Origin of the sequence: Microvirga sp. Mcv34, from assembly GCF_024519725.1 — a bacterium.
In the GTDB taxonomy this organism is placed as follows: domain Bacteria; phylum Pseudomonadota; class Alphaproteobacteria; order Rhizobiales; family Beijerinckiaceae; genus Microvirga.
On the sequence record NZ_JALJRK010000095.1, the window covers coordinates 1 to 15,359 of the forward strand.

Consider the following 15,359-nt stretch of genomic DNA (forward strand, 5'->3'; position numbering starts at 1 on the left):
CCAAGTCTAAACGCCTAAAAGAACCGTGCGCGAAGCAGCCGACCGGCTCTTCCATTAACCTACACAGCGAGCCGGACGGCCCGACGCGCCACCCTCGACCCTGCAGGCTCGCAGCGCAAGCTGCGGGCCCACAGGTGCTGGCTCTTTGACATGAGTAAGCATCACCCGCTGCGTCATGGCCGCACTCGTTGCGGCCACCCACGTCTTCTGAACCATACCGTTGCCAAGGCGTGGATGCCCGGCACGAGACCGGGCATGACGGTGGTCGGTTCTCCTGGACCGCGCCGGCGAAACCCAAGCCCAGGGTCGCCAACGCTGCAGAATGAGGTGCGACGCCGCTCGCCTCTTCCTGAGCTCCCACGGTCCCCGATCCCCGCCTGCGCGGAGATGACCGTGGACGGGCGGGGGGAATGGCGGCCCGGCCTCTGGAGAGTCTCTTTCAGAGCGCTATGGTTCATGCACCCTCACAGACGATTCGATCATGCCCCCACGCAGCACATCCTCCGAGACCTCCGTCGACCACCTGACGCCCGATGAGGCGCGGATCGAGCACGAGAGGCTCGGCGCCGAGATCAAGGAGCACGACCGGCGCTATTACGAAGAGGATGCGCCGACCGTCTCGGATGCCGAGTACGACGCCCTGCGCAAGCGCTACGAGGCGCTGGAGGACCAGTTCCCCGAGCTGAAGACGCCCGAGAGCCTGACCCAGAAGGTCGGCTCCAAGGTGTCGGAGAAGTTCGGCAAGATCCGTCACCGCGTGCCGATGCTCTCGCTCGCCAACGGCTTCGCCGACGAGGAGGTGGAGGAGTTCGTCGAGCGCATCCGCCGCTTCCTGCAATGGAAGGCCGATGCGCCGCTGGTCTTCACGGCCGAGCCGAAGATCGACGGCCTCTCCTTGAGCTTGCGCTACGAGGGTGGCCGGCTCGTCTCCGCCGCCACCCGCGGCGACGGCGCGGTGGGCGAGGACGTGACCAACAACGCCCGCACGGTGGGCGACATCCCGCATCGGCTCAAGGGATCGGGCGTTCCCGAGATCTTCGAGGTCCGAGGCGAAGTCTATCTCTCGCACGAGGATTTCGCCGCCATCAACGCGCGCCAGGAAGCGGCCGGAAAGGCGCTCTTCGCCAATCCGCGCAACGCGGCGGCGGGCAGCCTGCGCCAGCTCGATCCGGCGGTCACCGCCTCGCGTCCGTTGCGCTTCTTCGCCTATGCCTGGGGCGAGGTGAGCGAGATGCCGGCGGACACGCAGCACGGCATGATGGAGTGCTTCAGGAGCTTCGGGCTGAAGGTCAATCCGCTCACCCGCCGCTGCACGGGCATCGCGGAGATGCTGCAGCATTATCACGCCATCGAGACCGACCGCGCCAATCTCGGCTACGACATCGACGGCGTCGTCTACAAGGTCGACGATCTCAACCTCCAGCAGCGCCTCGGCTTCGTGTCGCGTTCGCCGCGTTGGGCGCTCGCGCACAAGTTCCCGGCTCAGAAGGCCGTGACGGTGCTCGAGGACATCGAGATCAATGTCGGACGCACCGGCTCGCTCAATCCCATCGCGCGCCTGAAACCCGTCACGGTCGGCGGCGTCGTCGTGTCCAACGCGACGCTGCACAACGAGGATTACATCAAGGGCATCGGCGGCAACGGCGAGAAGATCCGCAACGGGATCGACATCCGCATCGGCGATACGGTCGTCATCAACCGCGCGGGCGACGTGATCCCGAAGGTGCTCGACGTGGTGCTGGAGAAGCGGCCCGCGGACGCGAAGCCGTACGAGTTCCCGACCACGTGCCCGGCCTGCGGCAGCCACGCGGTGCGCGAGGTCAATCCGCGTACGGGCAAGGAGGATGCCGTTCGCCGCTGCACCGGCGGCCTCATCTGCCCGGCCCAGGCCCGCGAGCGGCTGAAGCACTTCGTGTCGCGCAATGCCTTCGACATCGAGGGCATGGGCGAGCAGCGCATCGACGAGTTCTACGAGGAAGGTCTCGTCCAGCGTCCGCAGGACATCTTCACCCTGCAGGCGCGCAATGCGAAGAGCCTCAAGCGCCTGGAGAACCGGGAAGGGTGGGGCGAGACGAGCGCGAGGAACCTGTTCGCCGCCATCGAGGCGCGCCGCTCGATTGCCCTGAACCGCTTCGTCTTCGCCCTCGGCATCCCGCATGTTGGCGAGACATCGGCGCGGCTGCTCGCGCGCCATTTCGGGACCTTCGAGCACTTGCGCGAAACGGCGAAAGCCGCAGCCGATCCCGCGTCGGAGGCCCACGCGGAGCTGACCGCCATCGGCGGCATCGGGCCGGTGGTGGCGGAAGCCATCGTCGAGTTCTTCAAGGAACAGCACAACGAGGAGATGCTCGATGCGCTCCTTGGCGAAGTCAGCATCGAGCCGATGGAGGTGCCCGCGACAGCGAACTCGCCCGTGGCCGGTAAGACGGTCGTGTTCACGGGCTCGCTTGAGCAGATGACCCGCGAGGAGGCCAAGGCCATGGCTGAGCGGTTGGGTGCCAAGGTGGCGGGTTCGGTGTCGAAGAAGACGGACATCGTGGTGGCGGGGCCGGGTGCCGGCTCCAAGCTCGCCAAGGCGGCCGAGCTCGGCCTCCAGGTCATGGACGAGGACGGCTGGTTCGTCCTCGTCGGGCGAAAGTGAGACTCCCGTCCAAGACTTGGACGGCGGGCTGTGGCATGGTGGCCCCATGACGGTGATCACCCCCGAGGTCTCGCTCGATCCGGACCTGGTCGGAGCGGGAGACGTGACGCATTTCTGGCGAGTGCCGCGCTATCGCGGCCTCGACTGCCTGCGCGCGACCTTCCGCCGTCACGCCTATGCCCGGCACAGCCACGATACCTATGCCATCGCGGCCGTCCTGGCGGGCTGCGAGACGTTCTTCCATCGCGGCGAGCAGCATTATGCGCCGGCCGGCTCCGTCGCCGTCGTCTGCCCGGATGAGATCCATGACGGCGAGCCCTATGGCGGCGGCTTCGAGTACCGGACGTTCTATCCCTCGCCGGAACTGATGCAGGAGATCGCCGAGGACGTGGCGGGGCGTCCGCTCTCCCGGCCACCCTGGTTCCCGCATTCCGTGATCCGCGATCCGGAACTGTTTCAGGCCCAGGTCAGGCTCCATGCCTGCCTTTGCCGGGACGAAAGCTGGTCCTCCGAGATGGAGCAGGACACCCGGCTCATCGACTTCCTGAGCCGCCTGATCGCCCGCTGGGCCGATCTCGATGCCCTGCCGAGTCTGCGCTATGGCTCGAAGGGCATCCTGCGCGTTCGGGATCACCTCGACGCCCATATGAGCGAGGAGGCGGACTTGGCCGATCTCGCCACCATGGCGGGCCTGTCCCGCAGCCATTTCATCCGTGCCTTCGCCAAGGAAACCGGGCTGACGCCCCACGCCTACCTGCTCGACCGGCGGTTCCGTGCAGCCACCCGATTGTTGGGCCAGGGACAGGCTCCGGGCGACGTGGCGGCTGCCTGCGGGTTCTTCGACCAGAGCCATCTCAACCGCGTCTTTAAGGCCCGCATGGGCGTGACGCCCGGGGCCTATCGCGCCGCCTAGCATCGTGCGGAAAAGTGGATCCGGTTTTCCGCCCCGAACGATGCGTTCTTCAATGAGTGGAGCATCGGATTGGGTCCCAAAAGTGCAAATCCACTTTTGGGTCCGATGCTCTAGCACCGCACTTTCATCCAAGACGCCTCCGCATCGAGCGCCCATAAGGTGCGGAAAGCGAGCACGTCATGGATCAACCGAACCCCTTCACCGCAGATTACCGCCGCGACATCCGAGCAGGCCTGCGCGACATCGCCCCCGTGGTCGTGGCAGCCATTCCCATCAGCCTGCTCTTCGGCGCGGTGGCGGCCGCCAAGGGGCTGTCGCCGCTGGAAGTCACCATCATGTCGGCCCTGGTCTTCGCCGGGGGCGCGCAGTTCGCCGCCATCGAGACCTGGATCCATCCCGCGCCGATCCTCACGCTGGCCTTCGCGACGCTGCTGATCAATGCGCGCCATGTGCTGATGGGGGCATCCCTGTCGCCCAAGGTTCACATGTCGCGGGTGCAGAAATTCCTGTCCTTCTTCTTCCTGACCGACGAGGCCTGGGCCCTGTCCGAGCGTCGGGCGCTGGACCGGCCGGTGACGGGCGCCTATTGGGTCGCCATGGGCATCGTCCTGTGGGCGAACTGGACATTCTTTTCGAGTCTCGGGGCCATCCTCGGCTCCTTTCTCGGCGACCCGGCCCGCATCGGCGCCGACTTCGCGTTCACGGCCCTGTTCATTGGCCTCGTGGCGGGCTTCGGGCGTAGCCGGGTGACGCTGGTCACGGTAGGCGTCAGCGCCGGCGTCGCGGCCCTCGTCCATCACTTCATCGGCGCACCCTGGCATGTGGCCTCCGGTGCCATCGCGGGCATTGCCGCCGCCTATCGGGCCGCTCCCGAGGAGGTGCGCTCATGACTCTCGATACGACGACTCTTCTCGCCATCCTGGCCATGGCGGTCGTGACCTACATCACCCGGATCGCGGGCCTGTTCGTGGCCGACCGCCTCGTGCTCACGGGCCGCGCCAAAGCCGCGTTCGACGCCATCCCGCCAGCCGTGCTGGTCGCCGTCATCGCACCGACGGCGCTCACCACGGGCTGGCCCGAAGCCGCCGCGGCCGCCATCACGGCCGTGGCGGCCTTCCGGCTGCCGCTGCTCGCAACGGTCGCGGTCGGCGTGGTGTCAGTCGTAGCTCTGAGAGGCCTGATTTAGAGCTGTTTCCATTGGCATGGAATCAGCTCTCTTCTTTGTTTGACCGCATTTATTGATGGTGAACCGGATCCACTTCACCGATAAATGCTCTAGCCGATCGCCCGCATGGTATTCTCCAGCCACGCCAGCGTCTTGGCATCCAGCTTCGGGCCGATCTTGTCGCGCACCGCAGCGTGATAGGCGTTGAGCCATGCGATCTCGTCGGCCGTCATGAGGGCAGGTTCGACGAGGCGCAGGTCGATCGGCGAGAAGGTCAGCGTCTCGAAGCCCATCATTTCGCGGTCGCCGCCGGAGATGCTGCGCGGCTCCACGAGGATCAGGTTCTCGATGCGGATGCCGTAATCGCCGGGCTTGTAGAAGCCCGGCTCGTTGGACAGCATCATGCCCACTTCGAGCGGCGTATGCCCGGTCTTGGCAATGCGTTGCGGACCCTCGTGCACCGAAAGATAGCTGCCGATCCCGTGGCCAGTGCCGTGATCGAAGTCGAGTCCCGCTTCCCACAGCGGCTTGCGGGCGAAGGCATCGATCTGCGCGCCCGTCGTGCCCTTCGGAAACACCGCCTGGGCGATGGCGATATGGCCCTTGAGGACGCGTGTGAAGCGGTCCTTCATCTCGTCCGTCGGCTCGCCCACGATGATGGTGCGGGTGATGTCCGTCGTGCCATCCTCGTATTGCGCGCCGGAATCGATCAGGAAGATCCGGTTGGGCTCGAGAACGCGGTTGCTCGAACTGGTGACGCGGTAATGGGGCAGGGCGGCATTGGGGCCGGCGCCCGAGATGCTCGGGAAAGAGATGTTCTTCAGGGCGCCGGTCTCGACCCGGAAGGCCTCCAGAGCCTCGACGACGTCGATCTCCGTCAGCTTGCCCGACGGCGCCTCGCGGTCGAGCCAGGCGAGGAAGCGGGCGACCGCGACGCCGTCACGCAGATGCGCTGCATGGGAGCCCTCGATCTCGGCCTCGTTCTTCACGGCCTTCATCAGGGCGATGGGGTCGGCTCCCACGTCGACCGTGCCGCCCGCGGCCTCGATCCGTCGGATCAGGGCGACCGCGCCGGTGGCGGAATCGATGCGGATCTTGCCGCCGGTCTGACCCAGGGTGTCGAGGGCGCCCTGGAAGGTCGCGATGGGGGCGAAGTCGGCGAGGTCGCCCACGGCGGCTCCCGCTTCGTTCGTCACCTTCGCCGGGTCGAAGAACAGGCTGGCGCGGCCTTCCTTGGGAAGGATCGCATAGCCGAGGGGCAGGGGCGTGTGCCCCACGTCGCCGCCGCGCAGGTTGAAGGCCCAGGCGAGATTATGCGGATCGGAGATGACCAGCGCGTCCAGCTTCGCATCCGCCATCTTCTTCCGGATGCGCTCCAGCTTGTCGGTTGCTGTCTCGCCGGCGTATTCGAGCGGGTGCGGCTTGACGGGCGCCTGCGGCGGGGCCGGGCGGTCGATCCAGATCACGTCGACCAGATTGAGATCGACCGGGCAGAGCTTCCCGCCGGCACGGCTCACGGCCTGCTCGAGCCTCTTCAGGCCGTCGCTGGTGTGGAGCCACGGGTCATAGGCCATGATGCCGCCCGGCGGCAGATGATCGGCGATCCAATCTTCTGGCGTGGAATCGGCTAGCTGGACCGGCGTGATGACGGAGGTGTCCACCTGCTCGGCCGCCTGGACCGTGTAGCGGCCATCGACCACCAGGGCCGCCTCGTTCTGGAGGATCACGGCAGTGCCGGCCGAGCCCGTGAAGCCGGTGAGCCATGACAGTCGCTCCGCGCTCTTCGGCACGTACTCGCCCTGATGCTCGTCTGTGCGCGGAACGATGAAGCCGTCGAAGCCGCGCCGGGCCATCTCGGTCCGCAGCTTGGCGATGTGTTTCGGTCCTTGAGCGGGAGAGGTCGTGTCGTCGAAGAACTGGAACTGAGCCATGGGAAATGGTCACCGAAGGTCAAGCGTGAAAACGGCGTCACGCTAGAGCATCGGACCAGCAGGGGAAACCATTTTTCGGAGCGAAATGCCTGGACCGGCTAATGCTGAGATTTCCGACAATGGCTGCCGGTGGCTGCGGCACCTTGCCTAAGAAACATGCGTCGAGTGCTTGGGAGTTAACGTTTTGTGACAGCGCTCTGCAATGAGTGCATGGCGTACATGTGATCTTATGACTTCAACCAAAGTCGTACCGAGCCTATCTTCCTGTCAACGATAACAGAGGAACGCTGAAGGGTCTCAGCACCAATCTGTTGGAGATGAGCCCATGACCACAGCTGTTTTATCTTCCGCCCTCGTCGGTCGCGAAAAATTCCCGTCCAGGCTTTCGCAAGTAGCCACCCGCTTCATGAGCGCCGTCGTCGAGAGCCGCGCTCGAAGCGCTGCCCGGGAGCTGCGCCGCCACGAGGCGTTCATCAGCGACCTGAGCCGCCGCCAGAACCATTCCGCAGAATTCCTCGATCAGGCGGACCTGCTGCCCGCCAAGATCTAACCGACACCTCTTTCAAAGCGAGACGATATCGTGATCATCATCACCGCCATGAAGGCCATCCGCGACGTCTGGGCCGAAAGCATCGAGCTGCGCCGCGAACTCGCCAAGCGCTATCCGGGCCTTCTGGCCGAGTAAGGCCGACTACAGGCGGGGCTGCGGACGTGCGCTGCCCCGCTTCAGGACCAGCGCGGCCCATCCGTCGAGATCGTAGCGGCGCTGCAGGTACCAGCCCTGATGGGCATAGGTCGACAGCACGCCGGGAACGTCCCGGGCCAGCAGCCCCGACAGGATGATCGTCCCGTCCCGGCTTGCCACGCGCGCCAGCGAAGGCGCCAGCATGCGAAGAGGCTTCGCCAGGATATTGGCGAAGACCAAGTCGAAATGGCCGGCGCGGTCCGCGTCCGCATGGCGAATGCCGGGGCCCACATAGAGCTTCATGAAAGCTCCGATCCCATTCAGCCGGGCATTCTCGCGTGCCACGCGCACGGCTTCCGGATCGATGTCGCCCGCCACGACGGGCCGTTTCAAAACCTTCGCGGCCGCAAAGGCCAGGATGCCCGTGCCGGTGCCGACATCGAGCACATGGCGCGGCGTGCGCGTCTTCAGCTCATCCACGAAAGCGAGCAGGCAGCCCTTCGTCGTGCCGTGATGGCCCGTGCCGAAAGCCAGGCCGGCTTCGATCTCGATGGCGACGTCGCTCGGGCGGCGCTCATCGCGGTCGTGCGAGCCATGGACGAAGATCCGGCCAGCGCGAACGGGCTTGAGGCCCTCCAGCGAAGCCTTCACCCAATCCTTCTGCTCGAGCGGCAGGAAAACGCCCTTGTCAGCCTCCGCGCCGACAATGGGGCGCAGCAGGTTGCGGATCGCCGCTTCGTCGGGCTGGTGCGCGAAATAGGCCTCCAGCATCCACGGCCCGCCATCCTCCGTCTCGAAGGAGGCGACCGCCGTCTCGGCCGGATCGAAGATCTCGCCGATCATGTCGGTCATGGCGCGCGCGGAGCGCTCGTCCGTGGTGATGCGGAACACGTGAGTGGGGCGGTTGGGGTGCAGACCTTCAAGCATGCCGTCGCCTTAGCATCACTCGTGCCCGAGGTCACCTGTCCGTGAGATCTGGCTTCTCCTGGAACCGCCGGGGATGCCTCCCGTTGTGCCCTCACCTGATGTCGGCCGGGGACCATGACCGGCGGCTACGATCGTTCTTCCAGGAGATCCCCATGTCCGGACGTCTTTTCGACAAGGTTGCCATCGTGACGGGTGCCGGCACCGGCATCGGCGAAGCCATTGCGCTCAAGTTCGCCCAGGAAGGTGCGCGCCTCCTCCTCGTCGGCCTTCCGGACGATCCGGTTGAGGATGTGGCCCGGACGATCAACGGCGCCGGTGGGTTCGCGGAAATTTACCTTGGCGACATCGCCGAGGAACGCCATGCCCACGCGGCGGTCGAAGCCTGCGTGAGCGCCTATGGACGCATCGACGTCCTCGTCAACAACGCGGGCGTGTTTCTCGCTGTCGCCGAGACGCAGGATTATCCCATCGACAAATTCGACGAGACGTTCCGCTCGAACGTGCGGTCAGTCTTCCTGATGACGAAATTCGCTCTCCCGCATCTCCAGGAAACGCACGGCAATATCATCGCGACCGGTTCAGAGGCGGGCATGATCGGTCATCCGAAGAACACGCCCTATGGCGGCACGAAGGCCTTCATTCACTCCTTCATCCGCGGCGTCGCGGCGGAGCAGGTGCCTTATGGCGTGCGCGCCAATTGCGTGTGCCCCGGTCCGATCGACACCGCCTGGACGCATAAGTCCACGGGCCCGATGGATGCGGAACTCGCCACGATGATCACGCAGGCCACGCCCATGGGACGGCGCGGCACGCCCGAGGAAGTCGCGAACGTGTTCTGCTTCCTGGCTTCCGACGAGGCGAGCTTCGTCACGGGCGCGCTCTACATGGTGGACGGCGGCATCACGATCTCGAAGGGACCAGTGGGCGCCAAGGCCTCGTCGCATTTCAAGAAGCAGCCGCAGGGCAAGCTGCCGACGCGCCATTCCCATGACGGATTGAAGAACAAGGATTACGAGACCCTGACATGACGATGCGTGTCGATGCGGGCCTGACTCCGGCGCCGAGCGGCGTGCCCGTGGGCCGTCCCATGCCCGAGATGGAACGGCCCATGCCGGAAGCGCCGGGCAGGCGCCTGGGCTATGCTGTCGTGGGACTCGGTCAGTTCGCCCTGAACCAGATCATCCCGTCCTTCGCCCGCAGCCAATCGTCCAAACTCGTCGCGCTGGTCTCAGGCAATCGCGACAAGGCGCTCCACGTGGCGGAATGCTACGGAGTCGTGCAGAAGAACATCTACGACTACCAAAGTTTCGATCGCATCGCCGACAACGACGAGATCGACATCGTCTACATCATCCTGCCGAATGCGCTTCACGCGGAGTTCACGGTGCGGGCCTTCCAGGCCGGAAAGCATGTGCTCTGCGAAAAGCCCATGGCCGTGACGGTGGAGGAATGCGACGCCATGATCCGCGCCGGCCGCGAGGCCGACCGCCGGCTCATGATCGCATACCGGGCGCAATATGAGCCCTACAACATGGAAGCTATCCGTATGGCGCGGGAGGGCGAGCTCGGCACGATCCGTCTCGTCACCAGCGATCACGGGCGCATCCTCGATCCGTCTGTGCCTGCCGACCAGTGGCGCATGGTCAAGTCCCTGGCCGGCGGCGGATCGCTCTACGATATCGGCATCTATTCGCTGCAGGCCGCACGCTACATCACGGGTGAGGAGCCGGTGGAGGTCTCAGGCTACATTACCAGCGACAGGAACGATCCCCGTTTTGCGGAGATCGAGGACCTGGTCGCATTCCAGCTTCGCTTTCCGTCAGGCGCCCTGGCGAACTTGACGTCCTCGTATTCCACGTCGCCGGTCAAGCGCATCCAGGTCTTCGGCTCGAAGGCCTCCCTTGTCCTCGATCCTGCGACCGAATACGAGCGGCACCAGATGATGGTGAAAACCGGGAAGGAAGAGCGGCGGGTGCAGATGCCGGAGGGCAATCAATTCGCGGCCGAGATGGACCATCTGGCGAAAGTCGTGATGGAAAACCGCGAGCCGAAGACGCCCGGCGAGGAAGGCCTGCGCGACATCCGCATCCTGCAGGCCGTATATCGGGCCGCGCGCGAGGGAAAGCCCGTCCTGCTGAGTACGACGGACGCCCCAACACGGTAGCGAATTCAGCTGGTCTGCAGAACTTTCTCCGCAGGTGCGAGTACCGCCAGCTTCTCGGCTTCCTCGGTCTTGTACAGGCGTTGCGTATCGGTGATGTAATCGCGCACGATGGGGGCGGCATCGCGCTTGCGGGCCAGTTGCATATGGAAGACGAGCTGGCTGCCGGTCGTGAACATGGTCTCGGCGCTGATGAGATAGAACTCGAACATCCGGCAGAAGCGTTCGTCGTACATCGCGGCGATCTTCTCCCGGTTGGCCTCGAAGCGCCGATGCCAATGATTGAGCGTCTTGGCATAGTGCAGGCGCAGGAACTCGATATCCGTCACCCATAACTGGTTCTGCTCCACGACCGGGAACACCTCCGACAGGGCAGGGGAGTATGCGCCCGGGAAGATGTATTTGCGCAGCCAGGGACTCGCGGTACCGGGCGGGCTCATCTTGCCGATGGAGTGCAGGACCATCAATCCTTCGTCGTCGAGCAGCGCGTTGATCTTCTTGAAGAACTCGCCGTAATGGTGCACGCCTACATGCTCGAACATGCCCACCGAAACGATGCGGTCGAACTTCTTCTCCACCTTGCGATAGTCGAGAAGCTCGAAGCGCACGCGGTCTGAGAGGCCTGCGCGCCGCGCCTTCTCGTTGGCGAGTTCGTACTGCTCCTTCGACAGCGTGACGCCCGTCACGTCCACATCCTCCATGGCGGCGAGATAGAGGGCGAGATCGCCCCAGCCGCTGCCGATATCGAGGATCTTCAGGCCGGGCTTGAGCTGCAGCTTCGAGGCGATGAGACGTAGCTTGTTCTGCTGCGCCTCTTCCAGCGTGTCGTCGTCGTTGACGAAATAGGCGCAGGAATACTGCATGCCCTTGTCGAGGAAGAGCCTGTAGAAATCATTCCCGAGGTCGTAATGATGCGCCACGTTCTGCTGCGCCTTACCGACCGGATTCGCCTGCTGGAATCGCTTCACGGTGCGTGAGATGCGCTTCAGCACGTTTTGGAGCGGGTAGTTCGCCAGGGTCGAACGGTTCATCGAGAAGAGATTGAGGAAGTCCCGCAAGGTCGAACCGTCCTCGAAGCTCATGCGCCCGTCCATATAGGCTTCACCCGCATGCAGCTCCGGATTAAGGAAGAGCTTGTGATAGAGCGAGCGATCCGTCAGGCGCATGGTCACGCTCGGACCCGGCTTCGCGCCGCTGAAGACATGCACGCCCCCCTCCGCGTCGATCACCTTGAGGGTGCCGGTACGGATGAAGGATTTCAGCATATGGGACAACGGGAACATCGGCACCTCTGGTGGTCGTTCATCGGACGCGGATGGTTCCACAGTTGTGCCCGGGTGGCTAGAGGCTAAACGGCCAAATCAGAATGAGTCTAAAGTGCAGGAATGACAGCCGAATTCGGGAACAACGGGGAATCGCTCTTGTTGGAAAGCTGACGCTCGTGAGGGCGGGCGTCGCCCCTCGATCCACCGAACAGGAGCAGCCGATGTTCTTCCGTCAGAAGCAGATGGCCTATCACGCCAAGCCTGAGAGACCCGATCCGCTTTTCGCCAAGATGCTTCAGGAGCCCCTCGGCGGCCAATGGGGCGAGATGAGCGTGATGATGACCTATCTGTTTCAGGGCTGGAACTGCCGCGGCCCGCAGAAGTACAAAGACATGATCATGGATATCGGTACCGAGGAAATCGGGCATGTGGAAATGCTCGCCACCATGATCGCGCGCCTGCTCGAAACCTCGCCGATCGAGCAGCAGGAAGAGATGGCCAAGAACTCCGTGGTCGGCGCCGTCATGGGCGGAGCCCGTGTCGAGGATGCCATCGTGGCCGGCATGAACCCTCAGCAGTACATCGTTGCCGGTCTCGGCTCCCGCCCGTCGGACAGCGTCGGCAACCCCTGGAACGCGGCCTATACCATCGCGAGCGGCAACCTGCTCGCCGATTTCCGCTTCAACGTGACGGCCGAGAGCCAGGGTCGCCTGCAGGTCGCCCGTCTTTACAACATGACCAACGACACGGGTGTGCGTGACATGCTCTCGTTCATGCTGGCCCGTGACACCATGCACCAGAACCAGTGGCTTGCCGCGATCAAGGAGCTGGAGGAGGACGGACTCGAAACGACTCCGGTGCCGTCCAACTTCCCGCAGGATCTGGAGAAGACCGAGGTCGCCTACCAGTTCCTCAACCACTCGGAAGGCGTGGAGAGCCAGCAGGGCCGTTGGGCGCAGGGCCCCGCGCCGGACGGGAAGGGCACCTTCACCTATGTCGACCGCCCACCGGCCTACACGGAAGACGAAGGGCAACTCAACCCGATCGATCCCCGTGCCTACGGTACGCCCTCCGCGCCGGTGCCGCCCGCAGCCGCGGAGTGATTGTTGGAAGGCATCAACGCAATCGCGCGTCATGGCCGGGCTTGCTCCGGCCATCGCGATTGCTTCAAGCGACAAGTCCTCCGGATCGGGATCACCGGCACAACGCCGGTGATCCCGTGAAGGCTTCAGCCTTTACCCCAACGCCTCGACAAAGCTGTCCAGCACCATCTTGCGTCCCGCCTTGTCGAACTCGACCGTGAGCTTGTTGCCGTCCACCGCTTCGATGGTTCCGGGGCCGAACTTGGTGTGCAGGACGCGCCCGCCCACGGCAAAGCCCGAGCCGCCGGTGGATTTGGCCACCAGCTCACCTTCGATCAGCATCGGCCCACGCCTGTCGCCCGAGCGGCGGGCTGAATAGCCGCCGTCGTCGCTCGACGCGCGGTGCGCCTGGGCGCGCTGCCAGCCCGGAGTCTGGTAGGTCGAGCCGCTGAAAGGCTGCATGCGGTCGAAGCGCGAGCCGCCGCCGTAGCCGCCATAGGAGAAGTTCGCGGGAGCCTCGACGATCTCCACGTTGGTCTCGGGCAGGTCGTCGACGAAGCGGCTCGGAACGGTCGAGTTCCACAGGCCGTGGATGCGACGGTTGGAGGCGAAGTAGATCTTGGCCCGACGCCGCGCTCGGGTGAGGCCCACATGGGCGAGGCGGCGCTCTTCCTCAAGGCCGGCGCGGCCGCTCTCGTCGAGGGCGCGTTGGTTCGGGAACAGACCTTCCTCCCAGCCGGGCAGGAAGACCGTGTCGAATTCCAGTCCTTTGGCCGCGTGAAGCGTCATGAGGCTCACGCGCTCGGTCGTGTCGCTCTCGTTGGCTTCCATGACCAGCGACACGTGCTCGAGGAAGCTCTGAAGGTCGGGGAACTCCTCCATGGAGCGAACCAGCTCTTTGAGGTTTTCCAGCCGTCCCGCGGCATCGGCCGATTTGTCCTTCTGCCACATGTCGGTATAGCCGGACTCCTCCAGCACCGTCTGGGCGACTTCCGACTGCGTCATGGTCTCCGAAAGCTTCGACCAGCGGCCGAACGAGATCAGGAGATCGCGCAGCGTGGCGCGGGGCTTAGGCTTCAGCTCGTCGGTCTCAACAATGAAGCGCGCGGCTTCCATCAGGGGGACGCGGGCCGCGCGGGCGTGGTTGTGCAGCACCTGAATCGTCGCATCGCCCAGGCCGCGCTTCGGCGTGTTCACGATGCGCTCGAAGGCGAGATCGTCCGCCGGCTGGTTGACGACGCGGAGATAGGCCAGCGCATCGCGAATTTCCGCGCGCTCGTAGAAGCGCGGACCGCCGATGACGCGATAGGGGACGCCGAGCGTCACGAGCCGGTCTTCGATCTCGCGCATCTGGGCGGAGATGCGCACCAAGATGGCGATTTCGGAGAGCGGATGCTTCTTGGCGTGGAAGGCCTCGATCTCCTCGCCGATCAGGCGGGCTTCGTCTTCGGAATCCCACGCGCCGGTAATCGTCACCTTCTCGCCGGGCTCGTCCTCCGTGCGCAGGGTCTTTCCGAGCCGGCCCTGGTTCTTGGCGATGAGGCCGGAAGCGGCGGAGAGGATGTGGCCGGTCGAGCGATAATTACGCTCAAGTCGGATTACGGTCGCGCCCGGGAAGTCGTGCTCGAAGCGTAGGATGTTGTCGACCTCAGCGCCGCGCCAGCCATAAATCGACTGATCGTCGTCGCCGACGCAGCATAGGTTCTTGCGTGCTTGGGCGAGCAGCCGCAGCCAGAGATACTGGGCCACGTTGGTGTCCTGATACTCGTCCACCAGCATGTAGCGGAACCGGTTCTGGTACTGCTCCAGGATGTCGGGATGCTCGCGCCACAGGCGCAGGCATTCGAGCAGGAGGTCTCCGAAATCGACAGCGTTGAGGACCTTCAGGCGCTCCTGGTAGGCGCGGTAGAGCCGGCCGCCCTTGCCGTTGGCGAAGGCGCCGGCTTCTCCGGCTGGAACCTGGTCGGGCCCGAGGCCCCGGTTCTTCCAGCCGTCGATATGGGAGGCGAGCTGGCGCGCGGGCCACCGCTTCTCATCGACGCCCTCGGCTTCGATCACCTGCTTCATCAGGCGCAGCTGGTCGTCCGTGCCGAGAATGGTGAAGTCGGAGCGCAGGCCGACGAGCTCCGCATGGCGGCGCAGGATCTTGGTGCCGATGGAGTGAAAGGTGCCGAGCCACTGCATGCCCTCGGCCACCGGACCGATCACCGCGGTGATGCGTTCCCGCATCTCTCGCGCCGCCTTGTTGGTGAAGGTCACGGCCAAGATCTGTGAGGGATAGGCCTTGCCGGTGGCGATCAGGTGCGCGATCCGGGTGGTCAGCACGCGGGTCTTGCCGGTACCGGCACCCGCCAGCACCAGAACGGGTCCTTCCGTGGCCTCGACGGCGGCACGCTGCTCCGGGTTCAGGCCGTTCAGGTAGGGCGATTGCGGCGCGACGGCCGCACGGGCGCGGGCGCTCAAGGAGCCAGTCGCCGGTTTATGGGCGAGACTGTCCTGCGGGTCGGGGCGGTTATCGGAGTGATTCATCGGCGGGACCATGGATCAAAAGGCGAACGGCGTCGAGCCTGAAGTCCCGTCAATCCTGCC

At 64.8% G+C, this 15,359-nt stretch carries 12 protein-coding genes; 8 read left to right on the plus strand and 4 right to left on the minus strand.

All coding sequences use genetic code 11. The annotated features are described in order from the left end of the window. Positions 1-481: 481 nt before the first annotated feature. The 4 genes from ligA to OC446_RS26105 all read left to right on the plus strand — a co-directional run bounded on the left by ligA (position 482) and on the right by OC446_RS26105 (position 4,740). Positions 482-2,641 carry an NAD-dependent DNA ligase LigA gene (ligA, locus tag OC446_RS26090; RefSeq protein WP_262031914.1) on the plus strand — a complete coding sequence of 720 codons (2,160 nt, stop codon included), beginning with the start codon at positions 482-484 and terminating at the stop codon, positions 2,639-2,641. 46 nt (positions 2,642-2,687) lie between these two features. Beyond that, positions 2,688-3,554 (plus strand): AraC family transcriptional regulator, encoded by an 867-nt coding sequence (locus OC446_RS26095; protein ID WP_262031915.1) that lies wholly within the window; start codon positions 2,688-2,690, stop codon positions 3,552-3,554. Between the two features lie 179 nt (positions 3,555-3,733). Further along, positions 3,734-4,444 (plus strand): AzlC family ABC transporter permease, encoded by a 711-nt coding sequence (locus OC446_RS26100; RefSeq protein WP_262031916.1) that lies wholly within the window; start codon positions 3,734-3,736, stop codon positions 4,442-4,444. Continuing rightward, positions 4,441-4,740, plus strand: coding sequence for an AzlD family protein (locus OC446_RS26105; protein WP_262031917.1), 300 nt, complete (start codon positions 4,441-4,443; stop codon positions 4,738-4,740). The genes OC446_RS26100 and OC446_RS26105 overlap by 4 nt, the downstream gene beginning before the upstream one ends. 89 nt (positions 4,741-4,829) lie before the next feature. Here OC446_RS26105 and OC446_RS26110 read toward each other — a convergent pair whose 3' ends face one another. Continuing rightward, positions 4,830-6,650, minus strand: a complete 1,821-nt coding sequence (locus OC446_RS26110) for an aminopeptidase P family protein (protein ID WP_262031918.1) — start codon at positions 6,648-6,650, stop codon at positions 4,830-4,832. Positions 6,651-6,975: 325 nt separating this feature from the next. Here OC446_RS26110 and OC446_RS26115 point away from each other — a divergent pair, with 325 nt between their 5' ends. After that, entirely contained in the window at positions 6,976-7,200 is a 225-nt protein-coding gene (locus tag OC446_RS26115; RefSeq protein WP_262031919.1) for a hypothetical protein, read from the plus strand. Between the two features lie 141 nt (positions 7,201-7,341). On the opposite strand, the gene OC446_RS26120 is transcribed toward OC446_RS26115, so the two are convergent. After that, positions 7,342-8,262: a 50S ribosomal protein L11 methyltransferase gene (locus tag OC446_RS26120; RefSeq protein WP_262031920.1), complete on the minus strand. Its 921-nt coding sequence runs from the start codon at positions 8,260-8,262 to the stop codon at positions 7,342-7,344. 152 nt (positions 8,263-8,414) lie between these two features. Between OC446_RS26120 and OC446_RS26125 the strand changes: the two genes are divergently transcribed. Together OC446_RS26125 and OC446_RS26130 are read left to right on the plus strand one after the other, a co-directional pair. After that, positions 8,415-9,290: an SDR family NAD(P)-dependent oxidoreductase gene (locus OC446_RS26125; protein ID WP_262031921.1), complete on the plus strand. Its 876-nt coding sequence runs from the start codon at positions 8,415-8,417 to the stop codon at positions 9,288-9,290. After that, on the plus strand, positions 9,287-10,426 hold the full coding sequence (locus tag OC446_RS26130; RefSeq protein WP_262031922.1) for a Gfo/Idh/MocA family protein: 1,140 nt from the start codon (positions 9,287-9,289) through the stop codon (positions 10,424-10,426). Before OC446_RS26125 ends, OC446_RS26130 begins: the two co-directional genes overlap by 4 nt. Before the next feature lie 5 nt (positions 10,427-10,431). On the opposite strand, the gene OC446_RS26135 is transcribed toward OC446_RS26130, so the two are convergent. Next, positions 10,432-11,706: an SAM-dependent methyltransferase gene (locus tag OC446_RS26135; protein ID WP_262031923.1), complete on the minus strand. Its 1,275-nt coding sequence runs from the start codon at positions 11,704-11,706 to the stop codon at positions 10,432-10,434. A gap of 203 nt (positions 11,707-11,909) precedes the next feature. On the opposite strand from OC446_RS26135, the gene OC446_RS26140 reads away from it, so the two are divergent. Further along, entirely contained in the window at positions 11,910-12,791 is an 882-nt protein-coding gene (locus tag OC446_RS26140; RefSeq protein ID WP_262031924.1) for a manganese catalase family protein, read from the plus strand. A gap of 132 nt (positions 12,792-12,923) precedes the next feature. Here OC446_RS26140 and OC446_RS26145 read toward each other — a convergent pair whose 3' ends face one another. Continuing rightward, entirely contained in the window at positions 12,924-15,299 is a 2,376-nt protein-coding gene (locus tag OC446_RS26145) for an ATP-dependent helicase (RefSeq protein WP_262031925.1), read from the minus strand. Between the last annotated feature and the right edge of the window lie 60 nt (positions 15,300-15,359).

Coding starts and splice junctions, on each gene's coding strand:
- OC446_RS26135 (WP_262031923.1), bottom strand. CDS start 11,706: ATGTTCCCGTTGTCCCATATGCTGAAATCCTTCATCCGTACCGGCACC.
- OC446_RS26125 (WP_262031921.1), top strand. CDS start 8,415: ATGTCCGGACGTCTTTTCGACAAGGTTGCCATCGTGACGGGTGCCGGC.
- OC446_RS26115 (WP_262031919.1), top strand. CDS start 6,976: ATGACCACAGCTGTTTTATCTTCCGCCCTCGTCGGTCGCGAAAAATTC.
- OC446_RS26140 (WP_262031924.1), top strand. CDS start 11,910: ATGTTCTTCCGTCAGAAGCAGATGGCCTATCACGCCAAGCCTGAGAGA.
- OC446_RS26095 (WP_262031915.1), top strand. CDS start 2,688: ATGACGGTGATCACCCCCGAGGTCTCGCTCGATCCGGACCTGGTCGGA.
- OC446_RS26100 (WP_262031916.1), top strand. CDS start 3,734: ATGGATCAACCGAACCCCTTCACCGCAGATTACCGCCGCGACATCCGA.
- OC446_RS26130 (WP_262031922.1), top strand. CDS start 9,287: ATGACGATGCGTGTCGATGCGGGCCTGACTCCGGCGCCGAGCGGCGTG.
- OC446_RS26145 (WP_262031925.1), bottom strand. CDS start 15,299: ATGAATCACTCCGATAACCGCCCCGACCCGCAGGACAGTCTCGCCCAT.
- OC446_RS26120 (WP_262031920.1), bottom strand. CDS start 8,262: ATGCTTGAAGGTCTGCACCCCAACCGCCCCACTCACGTGTTCCGCATC.
- OC446_RS26110 (WP_262031918.1), bottom strand. CDS start 6,650: ATGGCTCAGTTCCAGTTCTTCGACGACACGACCTCTCCCGCTCAAGGA.
- ligA (WP_262031914.1), top strand. CDS start 482: ATGCCCCCACGCAGCACATCCTCCGAGACCTCCGTCGACCACCTGACG.
- OC446_RS26105 (WP_262031917.1), top strand. CDS start 4,441: ATGACTCTCGATACGACGACTCTTCTCGCCATCCTGGCCATGGCGGTC.